Source organism: Kitasatospora kazusensis (assembly GCF_039529945.1).
GTDB classification, from domain to species: Bacteria; Actinomycetota; Actinomycetes; order Streptomycetales; family Streptomycetaceae; genus Kitasatospora; species Kitasatospora kazusensis.
The window spans coordinates 18,399-38,839 of the sequence record NZ_BAAANT010000002.1; the positions used below are offsets into that span (position 1 = coordinate 18,399).

Genomic DNA, 20,441 nt, shown 5'->3' on the forward strand with positions numbered 1-20,441 from the left:
CATCAGCCGGCCAGGTAGCCCTGGACGTCGACGAGCAGGCCGGTGCTGCTGCCGCTGTGGTTGTAGATCTCGATGGAGCCGTCGGCCGAGACCGGCACCCAGGCCAGGTTGGCGGTGGTGCCGGACCAGTCGAAGTTGACCGTCGAGGTGTTCGGTCGCGTGCTGCCCGCCGCGTAGGCGGTCAGGAAGCCGTTGCCGCCGGGCAGCGCGGTCAGGTTCACCAGAACGCTGCGCGTGCCCTCGGGCACGCCGGCCGAGCCGGTGACCTTCAGGCGCAGGCTCTTGGCGGGGCCGATCCCCGCGCCGCTGTCACGGGTGTCCAGCAGCCGGGTCGGAGTGGTCGGGACGAAGCTGCTGCCCGCGCCGCTGCTGTAGTAGCCCTGGACGTCGGCGATCAGGTCGACGGACCCGGTGTGGTTGTAGAGGGTGACGTAGCCCTGGTCGTCGATCTTCGCGTTGACCTGCTGGGCGGTGGCCGCGCTGAAGCGGGCGTTGAGGCTGGCGAAGCTCGGCGGGTTGCCGTCGGGGTCGGCCGTCACGTAGGTGGCGTAGAAGTTGTCGGCCACGGTGACGTTCAGGACGATGTCCTTCGCGTCCGCCGGGACGCCGCCCAGGCCGGCGACCTTGAACTTCACCGAGCCGCGCTGGCCGACCTGCCCGACGGGTGCGCCGGTGCCGTTGCGGGTGTCCAGGACCCGGGTCTGCTGAGCGGCGCCCTGGTGCTCGCCGCCGGCCTGCGGGCCCTTGGCGTAGCTGCCGATCAGGTCGACGATCAGGTCGACCTTGCCCGCGCCCTGGCTGTAGAAGGCGACGGTGCCGTCGGGGCCGACCGGGACGACGACCTGGTTGGAGACCGTCGCGCCGAAGTACGCGTTGTTGAGGTTCGACACGGTGGGCCGCTTGGTGCCGCCGGGGTAGACCGTCAGGAAGGTGTCCATGCCGATGTTGACGGTGGCCACGTTGAGCACGACCGCAGACGCACCCTGGGGGGCGCGGACCGTCAGCGTCTCGCCGGAGGGGAGGTGGCCGTAGCGGACGCCGGTGCCGTTGCGGGTGTCCACGATCCGGGTCGGCGCGACACTGCGGTACACCAGGCCGCTGTCGGCGACGTTCGCAGCCTGGGCGGTGACCGAGTGCGACGTCGTCCGGCCGGTGTCGGCCTGCGCGATTCCGGCGGCCGGCAGGATGCCCGCGATGGACAGGACGAGTGCGGCGGCTGCGGCGATACGTGCGGTACGCATGGAAGGTCTTCCCCCGAGATGGTGATCTGCCGTGGTGATGTGCCATCAGATAATCACGTGATCACCCCGTCTGTGTGCACGGATAGCCCCCTGTAGCAGAGCTGTTGCAGTGCAGGGACGGCTGCTGCACAGTGTGATCTTGGCGGCGCCCTGCGTGGTTCGAACAGGCCCGGCCGGGTATGGAAACCCGGGGAAGGGAGCAGCCGATTCGATGTTGTGATGTCAGGGACGTGTGCGCCTGCGCTCCGATGATGAATACTCGGGTATCTCGACATCCGGATGGGCGCGGGTTGGAGGGGTCGGTCCGTTGAACAGCATCCCGGCGCGGAGTGTGCCGAGTGGCAGCGGCCATGCCGCCGTGCCCGGACAGCCGGGCCCGGTGACAGGCCATGCAGCGGATCGTGACGGTCCCATCGGCTGGGGGCACGGCCCCACCGGGTCGATCTACGACTACATCCGGGTCGCCACCTTCGCGATCGGCCCGGACGGGCTGATCAGCCAGTGGAGCAGCCGGGCCGCCGAGTTCTTCGGGGTCCCGGCCCACGAGGCCGTCGGCGCGGACCCGGTCACCGCCTTCGTACCGCGCGAGCTCTGGCAGCGCGGCCGGGCCCGGCTGGACCGCATCCTGTCCGGCGAGGAGTGGGTCGGCACCGCGCCGTACCGCGACGCAGACGGCGGCGAGGGCCTCGCCGAGGTCTACCTGATGCCCGACAGCGGCAACCCGGGCGCCACCTGCCTCGCCGTCGACCTGGGCCGGCTGCGCCGGATCGAGACCGACCTCGCGGCCTCGGAGGCGGTCTTCGGCCAGACCCCGACCGGCTTCTTCCTGTTCGGCCTCGATCTGCGGCTGCAACGCGTCAACGACGCCTTCGCGGCCGGCCTCGGGCTCCCGCACGCGGAACTGGAGGGCCTGACCCCGCACGACCTCTTCCTGCCGGGCGAGGCCGAGCGCCTGGTGATCGCGCTGCGCAAGGTGCTGGCCGGCGGCGAGCCGATGCTCGACCTGCGCTTCACCGGCGCGGTGCCGCGCGGCGTCGCCGCCCCGGCCCGGGACGCCGTCCGCAGCTGGGCCATCTCGCTCTACCGCCTGAACAGCTCGGCCGGCCTCCCGATGGGCATCGCCGGCCAGGTCCTGGACGTCACCAGCCGCCATGTCGCCGAGCGCGAGGCGGCCGGGGTGCGGCGCAGCCTGGCGCTGCTCAACGAGGCCAGTACGCACATCGGTTCGACCCTCGACCTGGAGACCACCGCCAAGGAACTGCTGGACGTCATCGTCCCGCAGTTCTGCGACCTCGCCAGCGTCGACCTGTACACCGCCCTGCTCAGCGGCGACTCCGGCCCGATCGCCGTCCGCCCGGGGCTCTCCGACGGCTGCGGCGAGCTGCGCCGGGTGGCCGTCTCCAGCGTGGTCGGCGGGGCCTCCAGCGTGCTCGGCGCCGAGGGCTCCGTCCCGGTCGCCGAGGCCGGCGGCACCCTCTGCTACCCCCGCCGCTCCCCGCACGCCCGCGCGCTGCGCACCGGCCGCAGCGTCGTCCCGCAGCCCGGGCCCGACCCGCTGCTGCGCTCCACCCTGGTCGTCCCGCTGGTCGCCCGCGAGCAGGTGCTCGGCCTGGTGCAGCTCGCCCGGGCGATCGGCAGCGAGCCCTTCGACGCCCGGGACGTGGCGATCGCCGAGGAGCTGGTGGCCCGCGCGGCCGTCTGCGTCGACAACGCCCGGCTCTACCGCCGCGAACACGAGCGCGCCCTGATCCTCCAGCGCAGCCTGCTGCCCCCGGGCAACCCGGCCGCCACCGGCCTGGAGATCGCCCGCCGCTACCTGCCCAGCAACAACAACACCGAGGTCGGCGGCGACTGGTTCGACGTCATCCCGCTGCCCGGCAGCCGCACCGCGCTGGTGATCGGCGACGTAATGGGCCGCGGCCTGCGCGCGGCCGTCGCGATGGGCCAGCTCCGGACGGCGGTGCGCACCCTCGCCATGCTCGACCTGGACCCGGCCGAGGTGCTGACCCAGCTGGACGAGATCGCCCGCGGCCTCGGCGGCGACAGCGGCGCACCCGGCGCGGACTCCACCGAGCTGTACCTCGCGACCTGCGTGTACGCCGTCTACGACGCCGTCACCCAGCGCTGCGTCTTCGCCAACGCGGGCCACCTGCCGCCCGTCCTGCTCAGCCCGGGCGAGCCCGCCAGGATGCTGGACGTCCCGCCCGGCCTGCCGCTCGGCGTGGGCGGCGAGCCGTTCGAGGAGGTGGAGGTCACCCTCCCGGACGACGCGGTGCTCGGGCTCTACACCGACGGCCTGGTGGAGTCCCGCAAGCACCAGCTGGACGAGGGCCTGCGGGCCTTCCGGACGGCCCTGTCGAACGGCTCGAAGCAGCTGGAGCAGCTCTGCGACGAGGTCCTCGACGAGCTCATCCCGCACCACGGCGAGGACGACATCGCCCTGCTGATGGCCAAGGTGCAGACCCTCCCCGAGGACGCGGTGGGGGACTGGAAGCTCCCGTCCGAGCCCACCTCCGTCTCCAAGGCCCGCGAACTGGCCTGCGGCTGGCTGCTGGTCCGGGGCATGGACGAGCTGGTGGACACCACCGAGCTGCTGGTCAGCGAGCTGGTCACGAACGCGCTGCGGCACGGCCGGGGCGAGATCCGGCTGCGGCTGCTGCGCGACCGGACGGTGATGTGCGAGGTCTGGGACGACGGCTACGCGCAGCCCCGCCAGCGCCGCGCGCAGGAGACCGACGAGGGCGGCCGCGGGCTCCAGCTGGTCAGCCTGCTGGCCGAGCGCTGGGGCAGCCGGCGGACACCCAACGGCAAGATCGTCTGGTTCGAACTGACGCTCTGAGTACGCCGCCCGGGTGCTTCTGCGCCCGGGCCCGGCCGCGTCACGGCACCGGGGCCCGCCGATGCTCTTCAGTGGTCAACTAGCCCGATCTTCGGGTCAGCTGACGAACTGACGGAGGAGCGCATGCGCGCCAATCGGCTCACCGCCGCAGCCGTTGCCCTGCTGCTGGCCGGCGCGCTGGCCGGCTGCTCGGAGCACCGGGCGGCCCCCCTCGCCGGGGCCGACATCAGCGCCGCCGACCGGGCCCGGGTCGGCGAGGGCGGCACCCTGCGCTGGGCGGTGGACGCCGTACCCGCCACGCTCAACGTCTTCCAGCCGGCCGCCACCGCGGACTCCGCGCTGCTCGCGCACGCCCTGCTGCCCAGCTTGTTCCGGCTCGACCAGCACGCCCACCCCGTCGCCGACCCGGACTACCTGGCCGCCGCCGACGTGGCCCCGGCCGGCCAGTCCCCGCAGACCGTCACCTACCGGCTCAACCCCAAGGCGGTCTGGAGCGACGGCACCCCGATCTCGGCGGCCGACTTCACCGCCCAGTGGCACGCCCTCTCCGGCACGGACCCGGCCTACCAGGGCGAGCACCCCGCCGGGTACGCCGCGATCGCCGCCGTCGCCCAGGGCGCCGACGGCCACGAGGTCAAGGTCACCTTCAAGCAGCCGTACGCACCCTGGCGGACGCTGTTCAGCCCGCTCTACCCCGCCACGGTGACCGGCACCGCGGCCGCGTTCGGCCGGCCGCTGGCCGCCGGCTTCAAGACCTCGGGCGGCCCGTTCGCCGTCCACGGGTACGACGCCCAGGGCGGCACGGTCTCCCTGGTCCGCAACCCCGCCTGGTGGGGCGACGCCCCGAAGGCCACGGAGATCGACTTCCTGGCCACCCCCGCCGCCGCCCGCCTGGACGCGCTGGACCAGGGCAAGCTGGACGTCGCCGCCCTCACGGACACCGTCGACCACGCGGCCCCCGGCGGGGTGGCCGCCGCCGCTCCGCCGGACGCCGCCGCCATGGTCCAGGCCTCGGTGCAGGCGCTCAGGCGGGCCGAGTCACTACCGGGCCTCGCCCTGCACCGCGCCCCGGCCCCCGCCTTCACCCAGCTCACCCTGAACGCGACCCGGGGCCCGCTCACCGACCTGAACGTCCGCCGCGCCGTCGCCCGGGCCGTCGACCGCCAGAAGACCGCCACCGCCGCCCTCGGCCCGCTCGGGCTGGCGGCCGTGCCGCTCGGCAACCACCTGCTGATGGCCGACCAGGAGGGCTACCAGGACAACAGCGGCTCGGCCGGCAGCGCCACCGCCGCCCAGCTGCTGGACCAGGCCGGCTGGAAGTCCGGCACCGGCGCCCGGACCAAGGACGGCAAGGAGCTCACCCTCGGCCTGCTGATCCCGGACGGCTCCGCCACCGCCCGCCGCACCGCCGACGCGCTGACCGCCGAGCTGGCCGAGGCGGGTGTCACCGTCCACCAGCAGCCCGTCCCGGCCGCCGCCTTCGTCAAGGACCACCTGGCCACCGGGGACTACGACCTGGCCCTGTTCTCCTGGCCCGCGACCGGCAGCCCGGCCGGCGACGAGCGCGCCTACTACGCCAAGCCCCAGCCGGGCCCGGACGGCATCCCCGTCATCGGCCGCAACTACGCCCGTACCGGCACCGAGGAGATCGACCGCCTCTTCGACCAGGCCACCGCCGAACTCGACCCCGCCGCCCAGCGCGCGCTGCTCCAGCAGGCGGACACCCGGATCTGGCAGCTCGCCCACTCCGTCCCGCTCTTCCAGCGCCCCGACCTGGTCGCCGTCCGCACCACCGTGGCCGGCGCCGGGGCGTTCGGCTTCAGCGCGCCCCGCTTCCAGGACCTGGGCTTCCGCAAACCCGCCTAGCGGCGGGGGCCGCGTGCCCGCTCATGAACGGCCCACCCAGGGGCGCGGGGGCCTGCGCGGATCGGGAGTGACGGCGCCGCACCTACCGCCTCGCGCAGTTCTCCCCCAGCCTTCGGCCGGGAGGTACCCCCACGCGCCCCTGGAAGCACGAGTGCCGCAGAGGCCCCGCCCAGGGACCCCGCAGGTCCCGGAGGGCTTGCCCAGGGACCCCGCGAGCGATGTGATCTTGGACGCTGTCCGCCGTCCCGACCGGCCCGTTTCTGCTCCCTTGGGATGTTCCACGTACCATAGGAGTAAGCCGTGGCATGTCGTGCCCGGCGGGTGGACCGGTAGTAGCAGGCGGAACGGGCGGCGGCGATCAACAGCGATCGCCGGTCGGCGTCACGCAGCCGGGCGCCGTAACCCACGATTTCGGGAGAATCCGCTCAGCATGCCCACGCGCAATGACATCCGCAACGTTGCCATCGTCGCCCACGTCGACCACGGCAAGACCACCCTGGTCGACGCCATGCTGAAGCAGGCCGGCGCTTTCGCTGCCCACCAGCACCTCGACGACCGGATGATGGACTCGAATGACCTGGAGCGCGAGAAGGGCATCACCATTCTCGCGAAGAACACGGCCGTGAAGTACCACCCGAAGGAGGGTGGCGCGCCGATCACGATCAACATCATCGACACCCCGGGCCACGCCGACTTCGGTGGCGAGGTCGAGCGCGGTCTGTCGATGGTGGACGCGGTCGTCCTCCTGGTCGACGCCTCCGAGGGTCCGCTGCCGCAGACCCGCTTCGTGCTCCGCAAGGCCCTGACGGCCAAGCTGCCGGTCATCCTCTGCATCAACAAGACCGACCGTCCGGACTCCCGGATCGACGAGGTCATCAACGAGACCTACGACCTCTTCCTGGACCTGGACGCCACCGAGGAGCAGATCGAGTTCCCGATCGTCTACGCCTGTGCGCGTGACGGCGTCGCCTCGATGACCAAGCCGGAGAACGGTACGGTCCCGGCCGACAGCGACTCGCTGGAGCCGTTCTTCTCCACCATCCTCCAGCACGTCCCGGCCCCGACCTTCGACGAGGACGCTCCGCTCCAGGCGCACGTCACCAACCTGGACGCCGACAACTTCCTCGGCCGTATCGCGCTCTGCCGCGTCGAGCAGGGCGAGCTGCGCAAGGGCCAGCAGGTCGCGTGGATCAAGCGTGACGGCACGATCGCCCAGGTCAAGATCACCGAGCTGCTGATGACCGAGGCGCTCACCCGCAAGCCGGCCGAGGTCGCGGGCCCCGGTGACATCTGTGCCATCGCCGGTATCCCCGACATCATGATCGGTGAGACCCTGGCGGACCTGGAGAACCCGATCGCGCTGCCGCTGATCACGGTGGACGAGCCGGCCATCTCGATGACCATCGGCACCAACACCTCGCCGCTGGTCGGCAAGGGCGGCAAGGGCCACAAGGTCACCGCCCGCATGGTGAAGGACCGCCTGGACAAGGAGCTGGTCGGTAACGTCTCGCTCCGCGTCCTGCCGACCGAGCGCCCGGACGCCTGGGAGGTCCAGGGCCGTGGTGAGCTCGCGCTCGCCATCCTGGTCGAGACCATGCGTCGCGAGCTCTTCGAGCTGACCGTCGGCAAGCCGCAGGTCGTCACCAAGGTCGTCAACGGCAAGACCCACGAGCCGGTCGAGCGGATGACGATCGACAGCCCCGAGGAGTACCTCGGCGCGATCACCCAGCTGATGGCCGTCCGCAAGGGCCGCATGGAGACCATGACGAACCACGGCTCCGGCTGGGTCCGCATGGAGTTCATCGTCCCGTCGCGCGGCCTGATCGGCTTCCGCACCCAGTTCCTGACCGACACCCGTGGCACGGGTATCGCGCACTCCATCTTCGAGGGCCACGAGCCGTGGTTCGGCGAGCTCCGGATGCGCAACAACGGTTCGCTGGTGGCCGACCGCGCGGGCGTCGTGACGCCGTTCGCGATGATGGGCATCCAGGAGCGCGGCACGCTCTTCGTCGAGCCCACCACCGAGGTGTACGAGGGCATGATCGTCGGCGAGAACTCGCGCCAGGACGACATGGACATCAACATCACCAAGGAGAAGAAGCTCACCAACATGCGTGCCGCTTCCTCCGACACCACCGAGAACCTGGTGCCGCCGCGCAAGCTCTCGCTGGAGCAGAGCCTCGAGTTCTGCCGCGAGGACGAGTGCATCGAGGTGACCCCGGAGACCGTGCGCATCCGCAAGGTCGTCCTGGACCAGAAGGAGCGCGGCCGTACGGCCTCGCGCGCCAAGAAGAACTGACGCTCCACCGCTCACAGCGCCGTCGGCCGGCTCCCCGCGAGGGGGGCCGGCCGACGGCGTTTCCGGTTACTCACCGCTGTCGCCGTCCGAAGCGGGGTGTCCGTTAATCGGACCTGACAGCACGTTATCCGCGAGGGCTGTCCGTTTCATCCGTGTCTGACTATGTCTCCAATGTCCGATATTCGGAGTCCATCGTCCGTTCATGTGATCAAAATGAGATCACTAAACGTCAAGTTCATACCTCAGCGTGACCGATAGTGGTTGAAGTCAAGCTCGGGTCAAGGGGTACGCGCAGGGGTGCGCGCCGAACCACGGGCGCGTCACGCTGATATCAGGAGGCATCCCCCATGCGCGGTGCTAGCCAGGCCAAGTGGATCGTCACGGCCGTCGCAGTCGCCCTCGCCGCTACCGCTTGCGGCAGCAGCACGTCCGGTTCGTCCGGTTCGGGCGGCCCGGTCGACGCCAAGGGCGTCTTCAGCTACCAGAGCGGTGAGCCGCAGAACCCGCTGCAGCCGGCGAACGCCAACGAGGTGCTCGGCGGACGCGTCATCAAGAACCTGTTCCGCGGCCTGGTCGACATCGACCCGGGCACCAACAAGCCGCGCAACCAGGTGGCCGACAAGATCGAGTCCACCGACGCCAAGCACTTCGCGGTGACGCTGAAGGCGGGCTGGACCTTCCACGACGGCACGCCCGTCACCGCGCACTCCTTCGTGGACGCCTGGAACTGGTCGGCCAACACCAAGAACAACCAGATCAACAGCAACTGGTTCTCGGACATCGTCGGCTACGACGCCGTCCACCCGGCCAAGGGCGACCCGACCGCCACCACCATGTCCGGTCTGAAGGTCGTGGACGACACGCACTTCACCATCGACCTGACCGGCCCGGTCTCGTACTACCAGTACAAGCTGGCCTACACCGCCTTCTCCCCGCTGCCGAAGTCCTTCTTCGCGGACCCGGCCAAGGCCGGCGAGAACCCGGTCGGCGACGGCCCGTACAAGTTCGTCTCGTGGGAGCACAACAAGGCCATCACGCTGGCCGCCTACGACAACTACGCCGGTGCCGACAAGGCGCAGAACGGCGGCATCGTCTTCAAGAACTACAGCGCCGCCGAGGCCGCCTACAAGGACCTGACCTCGGACAACCTGGACGTGCTCGACCAGGTCGACCCGACCGACCTGCCCAAGTACAAGTCGGACCTGGGCGACCGCGCCGTCGACCAGCCGCTCGGCGGCATCGTCTCCATCAGCTTCGCGATGTACCAGCCGGAGTGGCAGTCCGTCGACAAGGCGAAGGTCCGTCAGGGCCTCTCGATGGCGATCGACCGCGACACCATCACCAAGACCGTGCTGAACGGCTCCCGCCAGCCCGCCGACAGCTTCGTCGCGCCGGGCGCGGTCGGCTACAAGGCCGGCATCTGCGGCGAGGCCTGCGTCTTCGACCCGACCAAGGCCAAGTCGATGATCGCGGCCGGCGGTGGCGTCCCGAACAACAAGGTCACCATCGTCTACAACGCCGACGGCGGCCACAAGGAGTGGGTGGACGCGGTCTGCAACTCGATCCGCCAGTCCACCGGTGTCGAGTGCGTGGGCGACCCGAAGGCGGACATGAAGACCGCCCGCAAGGAGATCACCGCGCACCAGGTCCCGAGCATGATGCGCACCGGCTGGTCGCAGGACTACCCGCTGAACGTCAGCTTCCTGCGCGACCTGTACGAGACCGGCGCCGACTCCAACGACGCGCTGTACTCCAGCCCGGAGTTCGACAAGCTCGCCAAGGCCGCCGACGCGGCGACCACGGTGGACCAGACCGCCGCGCTGTACCAGCAGGCCGAGACCCAGCTGGTCAAGGACATGCCGGCCATCCCGCTCTGGTACTACAAGACCAACGCGGGCTGGTCCAACAACGTGACCAACGTGAAGTACGACACCTTCGGTGACCCGATCTTCACTCAGGTCCAGGTCAAGCAGAAGTAACCGCCGGACCGTTCCGAGCGGCACATCCGGCCGGTGCCCGTCCGCCCGTCAAGGGCGGGGCAGGCACCGGCCGTTGTCGCACGGACCCGGCACCGACTTCTTCTGCCCGGCAACTTCACGACATGGAGGGCACGATGGGGCGCTACGTCGCCAGGCGACTGCTCCAGATGATCCCGGTCTTCCTGGGGACGACCGCGCTCATCTTCTTTATGGTGCACGTGCTACCGGGTGACCCGGTCGCCGCGATGTGGGGGGACAAGGCGGCCGACCCCGCCCAGCTCGCCGCCAAGCGCCACCAGCTGGGGCTGGACCAGCCGCTGCTGCAGCAGTACTTCACCTACATGGGCCACCTGCTGACCGGTGACTTCGGCACCACGATGGGCCGCCGCAAGGTGATCGACGTGATCTCCGACGCGATGCCGGTCACCGTGCGGCTGACCCTGATGGCCTTCGGCGTCGAGCTGGTCTTCGGTGTACTGATCGGCCTGTTCGCCGGCCTGCGCCGGGGCAAGGCCTTCGACAAGGGCACCCTGGTGGTCACGCTGCTGCTGATCTCGATACCGGTGCCGGTGCTCGGCTTCCTGTTCCAGACGGTCTTCGCCGACCAGCTGAAGGTGGTCACGCCGACCGTCCAGGACTCGATGAACTTCGGCCAACTGCTGCTGCCGGCCGTGGTGCTGGGCTCGCTCTCGCTGGCGTACGTCGCCCGGCTGACCCGGACCTCGATCGTGGAGAACGTCCGCGCCGACTACATCCGCACCGCCGTCGCCAAGGGCCTGCCCAAGCGCCGGGTGATCGGTGTGCACCTGCTGCGCAACTCGATGATCCCGGTGGTCACCTTCCTCGGCACCGACCTGGGCGCCCTGATGGGCGGCGCGATCGTCACCGAGTCCATCTTCAACGTCAAGGGCGTCGGCAACGCGCTGTACCACGCGATCAACCAGAGCGACGGCGCCACGGTGTCCGGCTTCGTGGCGGTCCTGGTGCTCGTCTTCCTGGCCGCCAGCCTGATCGTCGACCTGCTCTACGCGGTCCTGGACCCGAGGATCCGGTATGCCTGACCTGATCGAGAAGAAGACCGCGGCCGTGAGCGCCGCCGAGCGGCCGCAGCAGCCGGAGAAGCCGGAGAAGGCCCGCAGCCTCGGCTCGGACGCCTGGCAGGAGCTGCGGCGCAAGCCGATCTTCCTGCTGTCGGCCTCGCTGATCCTGCTGCTGATCGTCATCACCATCGCGCCGGGCCTGTTCACCTCGGTGGACCCGCGGGCGGGCGACCTGCGCCACCACTATCTGTCCGACCCGAGCTACGGCCACCTGTTCCAGGCCGACTGGTTCGGCTACGACGGCCAGGGCCGCTCGATCTACGCCCGGGTGATCTACGGCGCCCGCGCCTCGATCATCGTCGGCACCTGCGTCACCGCCGCGGTGACGGTGTTCGGCGGCCTGCTGGGCATGCTGGCCGGCTACTTCGGCGGCTGGCTGGACACCCTGCTCTCGCGGATCACCGACATCTTCTTCGGCATCCCGCTGCTGCTCGGCGCCCTGGTGGTGCTCAACGCCTTCAGTTCGCGCACCGTCTGGAGCGTGGTCTTCGCGCTCGTCGCGCTCGGCTGGACGCAGATGGCCCGCGTGATGCGCGGTTCGGTGATCACCGTCAAGCAGGCGGACTACGTCACCGCCGCCAAGGCGCTGGGCGCCGGTACGCCGCGCATCCTGTTCAAGCACATCCTGCCGAACGCCATCGCCCCGGTGATCGTGGTCGCCACCATCGCGCTCGGCGGCTACATCGCCACCGAGGCGACGCTGAGCTTCCTCGGCATCGGCCTCCAGGACCCGACGATCTCCTGGGGCATCGACATCAACTCGGCCCAGAACGTCATCCGCACCGCCCCGCACGTGCTCTTCTTCCCGGCGGGCATGCTGAGCCTGACCGTGCTGGCGTTCATCATGCTCGGCGACGCGGTGCGCGACGCCCTCGACCCGAAGCTGCGCTGAGAGAGGCGGAACGCACCATGACCACAGTCATCGAGAAGCCCGCGGGGACGAGCACCCTCGTCCCGGGCACCCCGCTGCTCGAAGTCCGCGACCTGCACGTGGAGTTCAAGACCCGCGACGGCATCGCCAAGGCCGTCAACGGCGTCAACTACTCCGTCGCGGCGGGCGAGACGCTCGCGGTGCTCGGCGAGTCCGGCTCCGGCAAGTCCGTGACCGCGCAGACCATCATGGGCATCCTGGACATGCCGCCGGGCCGGATCGCCTCGGGCGAGATCCTGTTCCGGGGCCAGGACATGCTGAAGATGTCGGCCGAGGAGCGCCGGCGGATCCGTGGCCGGAAGATCGCGATGATCTTCCAGGACGCGCTCTCCTCGCTCAACCCCGTGCTCAGCGTCGGCTACCAGCTCGGCGAGATGTTCCGGGTGCACCAGGGCGCCTCCCGCAAGGAGGCGAAGGCCAAGGCCATCGAGCTGATGGACCGGGTGCGGATCCCCGCCGCCGCCCAGCGCGTCGGCGACTACCCGCACCAGTTCTCCGGCGGTATGCGCCAGCGCATCATGATCGCGATGGCGCTGGCCCTGGAGCCGGACCTGATCATCGCGGACGAGCCGACCACCGCGCTGGACGTCACTGTCCAGGCGCAGGTGATGGACCTGCTGGCGGAGCTCCAGGCCGAGTACCACATGGGCCTGATCCTGATCACCCACGACCTGGGCGTGGTCGCCGACGTCGCGGACAAGATCGCGGTGATGTACGCCGGACGGATCGTCGAGACCGCCCCCGTGCACCAGCTGTACGCCGAGCCGGCGCACCCGTACACCAAGGGCCTGCTCCGCTCGATCCCGCGCCTGGACCAGAAGGGCGAGGAGCTGTACGCGATCAAGGGCCTGCCGCCGAACCTGCTCAAGGTCCCGGCCGGCTGCGCCTTCAACCCGCGCTGTGACGCCGCCACCGACCTCTGCCGCACCGAGATCCCGGCGCTGCACCAGGTCACGGACCGGGACGGCGCCGAGCTCGCCGGCCGCCGCAGCGCCTGCCACCTCTGGAAGGAGACCCTCCATGGCTGAGCAGCCCATCCTTGAGGTCAAGGACCTGGTCAAGCACTACCCGCTGAGCCAGGGCGTCCTCTTCCGCAAGCAGGTCGGCGCGGTCAGGGCCGTCGACGGCGTCTCCTTCACCCTCGGCAAGGGCGAGACGCTGGGCATCGTCGGCGAGTCCGGCTGCGGCAAGTCGACCCTGGCCAAGGTCCTGATGAACCTGGAGCGCGCCACCTCCGGCCAGGTGCTCTACAAGGGCGAGGACATCTCCAAGCTCTCGGGCGCTGCGCTGAAGGCCGTCCGCCGCAACATCCAGATGGTCTTCCAGGACCCGTACACCTCGCTGAACCCCCGGATGACGGTGGGCGACATCATCGGCGAGCCGTACGAGATCCACCCCGAGGTCGCGCCGAAGGGCGACCGCCGCAAGGCGGTGCAGGACCTGCTGGACGTGGTCGGGCTGAACCCGGAGTACATCAACCGGTACCCGCACCAGTTCTCCGGCGGCCAGCGCCAGCGGATCGGCATCGCGCGCGGGCTGGCCCTCAAGCCCGAGGTCATCATCTGCGACGAGCCGGTGTCCGCACTGGACGTCTCGGTGCAGGCCCAGGTGATCAACCTGCTCGACCAGCTCCAGAAGGACTTCAACCTGTCGTACATGTTCATCGCGCACGACCTCTCGATCGTCCGGCACATCTCCGACCGGGTCGGCGTGATGTACCTCGGCAAGATGGTCGAGATCGGTACCGACGAGGAGATCTACGACCACGCGACGCACCCGTACACCCAGGCGCTGCTGTCCGCGGTGCCGGTGCCGGACCCGACGGCGCGTGAGACCCGGGACCGGATCGTCCTCTCCGGCGACATCCCTTCCCCGGCCAACCCGCCGTCCGGCTGCCGGTTCCGCACCCGCTGCTGGAAGGCCCAGGAGCGGTGCTCCACCGAGCTCCCGCTGCTCGCCGTCCCGTCGTTGCTCGACGGGCCGGCCGCGCACGACTCCGCCTGCCACTTCGCCGAGGTCCGCGGGACCGTCACGGTCTGACCCGGTTTCACCCGTAGGGCCCACAGCCGAGCTGTGGGCCCTACGGGTCTCCCGGGGCACCCATCCGGCCCTACAGCGGTCGCGCCGCCGCGACGGGGCGCTTCTCATGGGGTGTGATGCGTCACACACTCCGAGGAGGGACCTCCATGCCTGTAGCCACCCGCGTTCGCTGGGCCGTGATCGCTGCGACGTCCGTGGCCCTGGTGGCCACCGGTTGCAGTAGCAGCAGTAGTAGTAGTTCGGGGTCGAATGCGAACGGTGTGGTGCTGGCATGGTGGGGTGACCCGCAGAACCCGCTCGAACCGGTGAACACCAACGAGGTCAACGGCGGCGCCGTCCTCAACATGATCTTCACCGGCCTGGTCTCCTACGACCCCAAGACCAGCAAGGCCAGCAACGCGATGGCCGACTCGATCACCTCGACGGACCAGCAGAACTGGACCGTCAAGCTGAAGCCCGGCTGGAAGTTCAGCGACGGCACCACGGTGACCGCCAGCTCCTACGTGGACGCCTGGAACTACGGCGCGCTGGTCACCAACAAGCAGGTCAACGCCAGCTTCTTCCAGTACGTCCAGGGCTACAACGACGTGGCGCCCGCGACCGGCGCCCCCACCGCCCAGACCATGTCGGGCCTCAAGGTCGTCGACGACAACACCTTCACCGTCGCGCTGAGCCAGAAGTTCTCGACCTGGCCCCAGACCCTCGGCTACTCGGCGTACTACCCGGTGCCCAAGAGCTTCTTCACCGACCACGCCGCGTACCTCAACAAGCCGATCGGCAACGGGCCCTACGAGATCCAGACCTGGACCAAGAGCCAGAAGATGCAGCTGCGGCCCTTCACGGGCTACAGCGGCCCCAACAAGCCGAAGAACGGTGGCATCGACCTCAAGGTCTACACCGACACCAACGCGGCCTACGCCGACCTGCAGTCGGGCAACCTGGACCTCGACAACGGCATCCCGAACAGCGCGTTGAAGACGATCCAGACCGACCTGAACGGCCGGTACATCAACGAGCCCGCCGGCATCATCCAGACCATCTCCTTCCCGCTCTACCAGCCGCAGTGGAGCACCCCCGGCGCGGCCATGGTCCGGCAGGGGATCTCGATGGCGATCGACCGGGCCACCATCACCAAGGTCGTCTTCACCAACACCCGCACCCCCGCCACGGACTGGACCTCGCCGGTGCTCGGCGAGAGCGGCGGCTACAAGTCGGGGCTCTGCGGCTCGGTCTGCAACTACGACCCGGCCAAGGCCAAGCAGCTCATCCAGCAGGGCGGCGGCATCCCCGGCGGCCAGCTGACCATCAGCTACAACGCCGACGGGCCGCACAAGGAGTGGGTCGACGCGGTCTGCAACAGCATCAACAACGCGACCGGCGACACCAAGTCCTGCGTCGGCCGCCCGGTCGGCACCTTCGCGGACTTCCGCAACCAGATCACCACCAAGCAGATGACCGGCGCGTTCCGGACCGGCTGGCAGATGGACTACCCGCTGATCCAGGACTTCCTCCAGCCGGTGTACACCACCGGCGCCTCCTCGAACGACTCGCACTACACCAGTGCGCAGTTCGACAGCCTGGTGAGCCAGGCCAACGCGAACCCGGACCAGGCGGCGGCGGTCGGACAGTTCCAGACCGCCGAGAAGTTGCTCATCAACGACCTGCCCGCCATCCCGCTCTGGTACCAGAACGGCACGGCGGGATGGTCCTCCCGGATCACCAACGTGGCGCTCGACCCCTTCAGCGTCCCGGTCTACTCCGAGATCACCGTCAAGTAGTCGGCGGCCCGGGCCGGCCCTCCCGGGGGCCGGCCCCGGCTCGACCGACGGTTCACCGGAGGTTCGTATGGGACGTTACGTCCTCAGACGGCTGCTCCAAATGATCCCGGTGTTCATCGGGACCACCTTCCTGATCTTCGTGATGGTCCACGCCCTGGGCGACCCGGTCAACGCGCTCTTCGGCGACAAGGCACCGGACCCGGCCGTCGCGGCCCAGATCCGGGCCCAGTACAACCTGAACGACCCGCTCTGGCTCCAGTACGTCAAGTACATGGGCAACCTGTTCCGCTGGGACTTCGGGACCACCTTCAGCGGCCAGAGCGTCACCTCGCTGCTCGCCACCGCCTACCCGGCCACGCTCCAGCTCACCGCCGTCGCCTTCACCATCGAGGTGGTCTTCGGCATCGGCTTCGGCCTGATCAGCGGCCTTCGCCGGGGCGGGGTGGCCGACAACAGCGTGCTGATCCTGACCCTGGTGGTGATCTCGATCCCCACCTTCGTCACCGGCTACGTGCTGCAGTACCTGATCGGTGTGAAATGGGGCATCGTGCCCGCGACCGCGGGCGACCCCCTGACCCTGCAGTCGCTGCTGCTGCCCGGCATCGTGCTCGCCTCGGTCTCGCTCGCCTACGTCGCCCGGCTCACCCGGACCACCGTCGCCGAGAACTCCAAGGCCGACTACGTGCGGACCGCGACGGCCAAGGGCCTGCCGCGCCGCCGCGTGGTGATCAACCACCTGCTGCGCAACTCGCTGATCCCGGTGGTCACCTTCCTCGGCACCGACCTCGGTGCGCTGATGGGTGGCGCGCTGGTCACCGAACGCATCTTCAACATCCACGGTGTGGGCTTCTACCTGTACCAGGGGATCGTCCGTCAGAACAGCAACACCGTGGTGGGCTTCGTGACCATCCTGGTCATCGTCTTCCTGGCGGCCAACCTGCTCGTCGACCTGCTCTACGCGGTCCTGGACCCGAGGATCCGGTATGCCTGATCAGGAGAGGTACAAGAAGTCCGATCCGCTCGCCGAAGCCGGTACGGGCGAAGAGGAGATGCCGAGCGCGGTCGAGAGCCGTACCTTCGACCTCGGCACCATGGAAGGTCAGAGTCTGATCAAAGCGGAACGGCTGGCAGACCACCCGGAGGCGCCGGCGGCCGACGACCGGGTCGTCGCCCGCAGCCTCTGGCAGGACGCCTGGCGGGACCTGCGGCGCAACCCGATCTTCATCATCTCCGGGCTGCTGATCATCTTCCTGGTCGTGATGGCGCTCTGGCCCGGCCTGTTCACCTCGACCGACCCGCTCAAGTGCGACCTGTCGAAGTCCCAGCAGGGCGCGGAGTCGGGGCACCCCTTCGGTTTCGACACCCAGGGCTGCGACGTGTACTCCCGGACCGTGCACGGCGCCCGCGCCTCCATCACGGTCGGCGTCTGCGCCACGGCCGGAGCGGCGCTGACCGGTACCGTGCTGGGCGGCCTGGCCGGCTTCTACGGCGGCTGGCTCGACTCGGTCGTCTCGCGGATCGCCGACATCTTCTTCGGCATCCCGATCCTGCTGGGCGGCCTGGTCTTCCTGTCCGTCATCCCGAGCCAGTCGATCTGGATCGTGGTGGCGTTCATCGTCGTCCTCGGCTGGCCGCAGCTCGCCCGCATCGCCCGAGGCGCCGTCATCACGGCCAAACAGCAGGACTACGTCACGGCGGCCCGGGCACTCGGCGCGGGCAACGCCCGGCTGATGCTGCGCCACATCCTGCCCAACGCGGTCGCGCCGATCATCGTGGTCGCCACCATCGCACTCGGTACCTACATCTCCCTGGAGGCGACGCTGAGCTTCCTCGGCGTCGGGCTCAAACCCCCGACGGTCTCCTGGGGCATCGACATCTCCTCGGCCGCCGACACCTTCCGCAACGCGCCGCACATGCTGCTCTACCCGGCCGGTGCGCTGAGCCTGACCGTGCTGGCGTTCATCATGCTCGGCGACGCGGTGCGCGACGCCCTCGACCCCAAGCTGCGGTGAGGCCGCCGCCGGCCGGGAGCCCCGGTGCGCGGGGCCCGGTGCGCCACGGGACCGCCGGCGCGCACGGTGCCCCGCGCACCTGAGCGGGCCCCGGCCGGTGGAGCGCCGAAAGCCCTGATCCCAATGAGAGAGGTGCCATGAGTACCAGTGTGAGCAGCTCGTCGGCCGGCTCCCGGGCGGCCACCGTCGACTCGTCCGACGCGCCGCTGCTCCAGGTCAACGACCTGCAGGTGGAGTTCCGGACCAGGGACGGCGTCGCCAAGGCCGTCAACGGCGTCACCTACTCCGTCGCGGCGGGCGAGACGCTCGCGGTGCTCGGCGAGTCCGGCTCCGGCAAGTCCGTGACCGCGCAGGCCATCATGGGCATCCTGGACAGCCCGCCCGGCCACATCACCGGCGGCGAGATCCTCTTCAAGGGAAGCGACCTGTTGAAGATGGGCGCGGAGGAGCGCCGCAAGGTCCGCGGTGCCCAGATGGCGATGATCTTCCAGGACGCGCTCTCCTCGCTCAACCCCGTGCACACCGTGGGCGCGCAGCTCGGCGAGATGTACCGGGTGCACCGGGGCTCCTCCCGCCAGGAGGCCAAGGCCAAGGCGGTCGAGCTGATGGACCGGGTCCGCATCCCGGCCGCCAAGGAGCGGGTGAACGACTACCCGCACCAGTTCTCCGGCGGCATGCGCCAGCGCATCATGATCGCGATGGCGCTGGCCCTGGAGCCGGACCTGATCATCGCGGACGAGCCGACCACCGCGCTGGACGTCACCGTCCAGGCGCAGGTGATGGACCTGCTGGCGGAGCTCCAGGCCGAGTACCACATGGGCCTGATCCTGATCACCCACGACCTCGGCGTGGTCGCCGACGTCGCCGACAAGATCGCCGTGATGTACGCCGGACGGATCGTCGAGACCGCCCCCGTGCACCAGCTGTACGCCCGCCCGGCGCACCCGTACACCCGGGGTCTGCTGGACTCCATCCCGCGCCTGGACCAGAAGGGCCAGGAGCTGTACGCGATCAAGGGCCTGCCGCCCAACCTGCTGCACATCCCGGCCGGCTGCGCCTTCAACCCGCGCTGCCCGCGGGCCCAGGAGATCTGCCGGCAGGAGATCCCGAGGCTCTTCCAGGTCGCCGGGGACGACGGGACCGAGCTGGCGGGCCGGGGCAGCGCCTGCTTCTTCTGGAAGGAGACCCTCCATGGCGAGTAACGGGGCGAGCGCGCTGGGCGCGGCGGTGCCGGAGGAGGTCGCCTTCGCGCAGCCGGTGCCGCAGGGCGAGCCGATCCTCCAAGTCCGGGACCTGGTCAAGCACTTCCCGCTGACCAAGGGTGTCGTCTTCCGCAAGCAGGTCGGCGCGGTCAAGGCCGTGGACGGCGTCTCCTTCGACCTGGTCCAGGGCGAGACGCTGGGCATCGTGGGGGAGTCGGGCTGCGGCAAGTCGACCCTGGCCAAGGTGCTGATGAACCTGGAGCCGGCGACGAGCGGCTCGGTACGGTACAAGGGCGAGGAGATCTCCAAGCTCTCGGGCGCCGCGCTGAAGGCCGTCCGCCGCAACATCCAGATGGTCTTCCAGGACCCGTACACCTCGCTGAACCCCCGGATGACGGTGGGCGACATCATCGGCGAGCCGTACGAGATCCACCCCGAGGTCGCGCCGAAGGGCGAGCGGCGGCGGGCGGTGCAGGACCTGCTGGACGTGGTCGGGCTGAACCCGGAGTACATCAACCGGTACCCGCACCAGTTCTCCGGCGGCCAGCGCCAGCGGATCGGCATCGCGCGCGGGCTGGCCCTCAAGCCGGAGATCATCATCTGCGACGAGCCGGTGTCCGCACTGGACGTCTCGGTGCAGGCCCAGGTGATCAACCTGCTCGACCAGCTCCAGAAGGACTTCAACCTGTCGTACATGTTCATCGCGCACGACCTCTCGATCGTCCGGCACATCTCCGACCGGGTCGGCGTGATGTACCTCGGCAAGATGGTCGAGATCGGCACCGACCTGGAGATCTACGACCACGCCACCCACCCGTACACCCAGGCGCTGCTGTCCGCGGTGCCGGTGCCGGACCCGACGGCGCGTGAGACCCGGGACCGGGTCGTGCTGGAGGGCGACGTCCCGTCACCCGCCAATCCGCCGTCCGGCTGCCGGTTCCGCACCCGCTGCTGGAAGGCCCAGGAGATCTGCTCGGTGGAGGTGCCCGAGCTGACCGTCCGGCCGGGGCTCAAGCTGCTGGCGGCGCACGACTCGGCCTGCCACTTCGCCGAGGAACGCGAGGTGGAGGGCACGGCGCAGGAGCGGCAGCGCGGCCCGGAGGAGACCTGACCCGGCGCCGAACGCGACGACAGCGGGCCCCCACCGTGAGGTG

14 protein-coding genes are annotated in these 20,441 nt (G+C 69.8%); 13 read left to right on the forward strand and 1 reads right to left on the reverse strand.

From position 1 onward, the window contains the following. Nucleotides 1-2 precede the first annotated feature (2 nt). Nucleotides 3-1,241 (reverse strand): hypothetical protein, encoded by a 1,239-nt coding sequence (locus ABD330_RS02240; RefSeq protein ID WP_344460075.1) that lies wholly within the window; start codon nucleotides 1,239-1,241, stop codon nucleotides 3-5. A gap of 358 nt (nucleotides 1,242-1,599) precedes the next feature. Between ABD330_RS02240 and ABD330_RS02245 the strand changes: the two genes are divergently transcribed. The 13 genes from ABD330_RS02245 (at nucleotide 1,600) to ABD330_RS02305 (ending at nucleotide 20,398) form a co-directional block, all read left to right on the forward strand. After that, nucleotides 1,600-4,080 carry a SpoIIE family protein phosphatase gene (locus ABD330_RS02245; protein WP_425555407.1) on the forward strand — a complete coding sequence of 827 codons (2,481 nt, stop codon included), beginning with the start codon at nucleotides 1,600-1,602 and terminating at the stop codon, nucleotides 4,078-4,080. A 123-nt stretch (nucleotides 4,081-4,203) separates the two neighbouring features. Next, nucleotides 4,204-5,946, forward strand: coding sequence for an ABC transporter family substrate-binding protein (locus tag ABD330_RS02250; protein WP_344460079.1), 1,743 nt, complete (start codon nucleotides 4,204-4,206; stop codon nucleotides 5,944-5,946). Between the two features lie 430 nt (nucleotides 5,947-6,376). After that, nucleotides 6,377-8,245: a translational GTPase TypA gene (gene typA, locus ABD330_RS02255; protein WP_344460081.1), complete on the forward strand. Its 1,869-nt coding sequence runs from the start codon at nucleotides 6,377-6,379 to the stop codon at nucleotides 8,243-8,245. A gap of 347 nt (nucleotides 8,246-8,592) precedes the next feature. Next, complete coding sequence (locus ABD330_RS02260; RefSeq protein ID WP_344460083.1) at nucleotides 8,593-10,224, forward strand: peptide ABC transporter substrate-binding protein; 1,632 nt, start codon at nucleotides 8,593-8,595, stop codon at nucleotides 10,222-10,224. A 134-nt stretch (nucleotides 10,225-10,358) separates the two neighbouring features. Next, on the forward strand, nucleotides 10,359-11,285 hold the full coding sequence (locus ABD330_RS02265) for an ABC transporter permease (RefSeq protein ID WP_344460085.1): 927 nt from the start codon (nucleotides 10,359-10,361) through the stop codon (nucleotides 11,283-11,285). Next, nucleotides 11,278-12,216, forward strand: a complete 939-nt coding sequence (locus ABD330_RS02270; protein ID WP_344460087.1) for an ABC transporter permease — start codon at nucleotides 11,278-11,280, stop codon at nucleotides 12,214-12,216. Before ABD330_RS02265 ends, ABD330_RS02270 begins: the two co-directional genes overlap by 8 nt. 17 nt (nucleotides 12,217-12,233) lie before the next feature. Continuing rightward, nucleotides 12,234-13,283, forward strand: coding sequence for an ABC transporter ATP-binding protein (locus ABD330_RS02275; RefSeq protein WP_344460089.1), 1,050 nt, complete (start codon nucleotides 12,234-12,236; stop codon nucleotides 13,281-13,283). Next, entirely contained in the window at nucleotides 13,276-14,295 is a 1,020-nt protein-coding gene (locus tag ABD330_RS02280; protein ID WP_344460090.1) for an ABC transporter ATP-binding protein, read from the forward strand. The genes ABD330_RS02275 and ABD330_RS02280 overlap by 8 nt, the downstream gene beginning before the upstream one ends. Nucleotides 14,296-14,441: 146 nt before the next feature. Next, the gene (locus ABD330_RS02285) at nucleotides 14,442-16,073 is read left to right on the forward strand and encodes a peptide ABC transporter substrate-binding protein (protein ID WP_344460092.1); all 1,632 of its coding nucleotides are present in this window, start codon (nucleotides 14,442-14,444) and stop codon (nucleotides 16,071-16,073) included. 67 nt (nucleotides 16,074-16,140) lie between these two features. Continuing rightward, nucleotides 16,141-17,064: an ABC transporter permease gene (locus ABD330_RS02290; RefSeq protein WP_344460093.1), complete on the forward strand. Its 924-nt coding sequence runs from the start codon at nucleotides 16,141-16,143 to the stop codon at nucleotides 17,062-17,064. Continuing rightward, nucleotides 17,057-18,085 (forward strand): ABC transporter permease, encoded by a 1,029-nt coding sequence (locus ABD330_RS02295; protein WP_344460095.1) that lies wholly within the window; start codon nucleotides 17,057-17,059, stop codon nucleotides 18,083-18,085. Before ABD330_RS02290 ends, ABD330_RS02295 begins: the two co-directional genes overlap by 8 nt. A 137-nt stretch (nucleotides 18,086-18,222) precedes the next feature. Continuing rightward, on the forward strand, nucleotides 18,223-19,287 hold the full coding sequence (locus tag ABD330_RS02300; RefSeq protein WP_344460096.1) for an ABC transporter ATP-binding protein: 1,065 nt from the start codon (nucleotides 18,223-18,225) through the stop codon (nucleotides 19,285-19,287). After that, entirely contained in the window at nucleotides 19,277-20,398 is a 1,122-nt protein-coding gene (locus tag ABD330_RS02305) for an ABC transporter ATP-binding protein (protein WP_344460098.1), read from the forward strand. The genes ABD330_RS02300 and ABD330_RS02305 overlap by 11 nt, the downstream gene beginning before the upstream one ends. Nucleotides 20,399-20,441 lie beyond the last annotated feature (43 nt).

Coding starts and splice junctions, on each gene's coding strand:
- ABD330_RS02290 (WP_344460093.1), top strand. CDS start 16,141: ATGGGACGTTACGTCCTCAGACGGCTGCTCCAAATGATCCCGGTGTTC.
- ABD330_RS02305 (WP_344460098.1), top strand. CDS start 19,277: ATGGCGAGTAACGGGGCGAGCGCGCTGGGCGCGGCGGTGCCGGAGGAG.
- ABD330_RS02260 (WP_344460083.1), top strand. CDS start 8,593: ATGCGCGGTGCTAGCCAGGCCAAGTGGATCGTCACGGCCGTCGCAGTC.
- typA (WP_344460081.1), top strand. CDS start 6,377: ATGCCCACGCGCAATGACATCCGCAACGTTGCCATCGTCGCCCACGTC.
- ABD330_RS02280 (WP_344460090.1), top strand. CDS start 13,276: ATGGCTGAGCAGCCCATCCTTGAGGTCAAGGACCTGGTCAAGCACTAC.
- ABD330_RS02250 (WP_344460079.1), top strand. CDS start 4,204: ATGCGCGCCAATCGGCTCACCGCCGCAGCCGTTGCCCTGCTGCTGGCC.
- ABD330_RS02295 (WP_344460095.1), top strand. CDS start 17,057: ATGCCTGATCAGGAGAGGTACAAGAAGTCCGATCCGCTCGCCGAAGCC.
- ABD330_RS02300 (WP_344460096.1), top strand. CDS start 18,223: ATGAGTACCAGTGTGAGCAGCTCGTCGGCCGGCTCCCGGGCGGCCACC.
- ABD330_RS02270 (WP_344460087.1), top strand. CDS start 11,278: ATGCCTGACCTGATCGAGAAGAAGACCGCGGCCGTGAGCGCCGCCGAG.
- ABD330_RS02285 (WP_344460092.1), top strand. CDS start 14,442: ATGCCTGTAGCCACCCGCGTTCGCTGGGCCGTGATCGCTGCGACGTCC.
- ABD330_RS02240 (WP_344460075.1), bottom strand. CDS start 1,241: ATGCGTACCGCACGTATCGCCGCAGCCGCCGCACTCGTCCTGTCCATC.
- ABD330_RS02265 (WP_344460085.1), top strand. CDS start 10,359: ATGGGGCGCTACGTCGCCAGGCGACTGCTCCAGATGATCCCGGTCTTC.
- ABD330_RS02275 (WP_344460089.1), top strand. CDS start 12,234: ATGACCACAGTCATCGAGAAGCCCGCGGGGACGAGCACCCTCGTCCCG.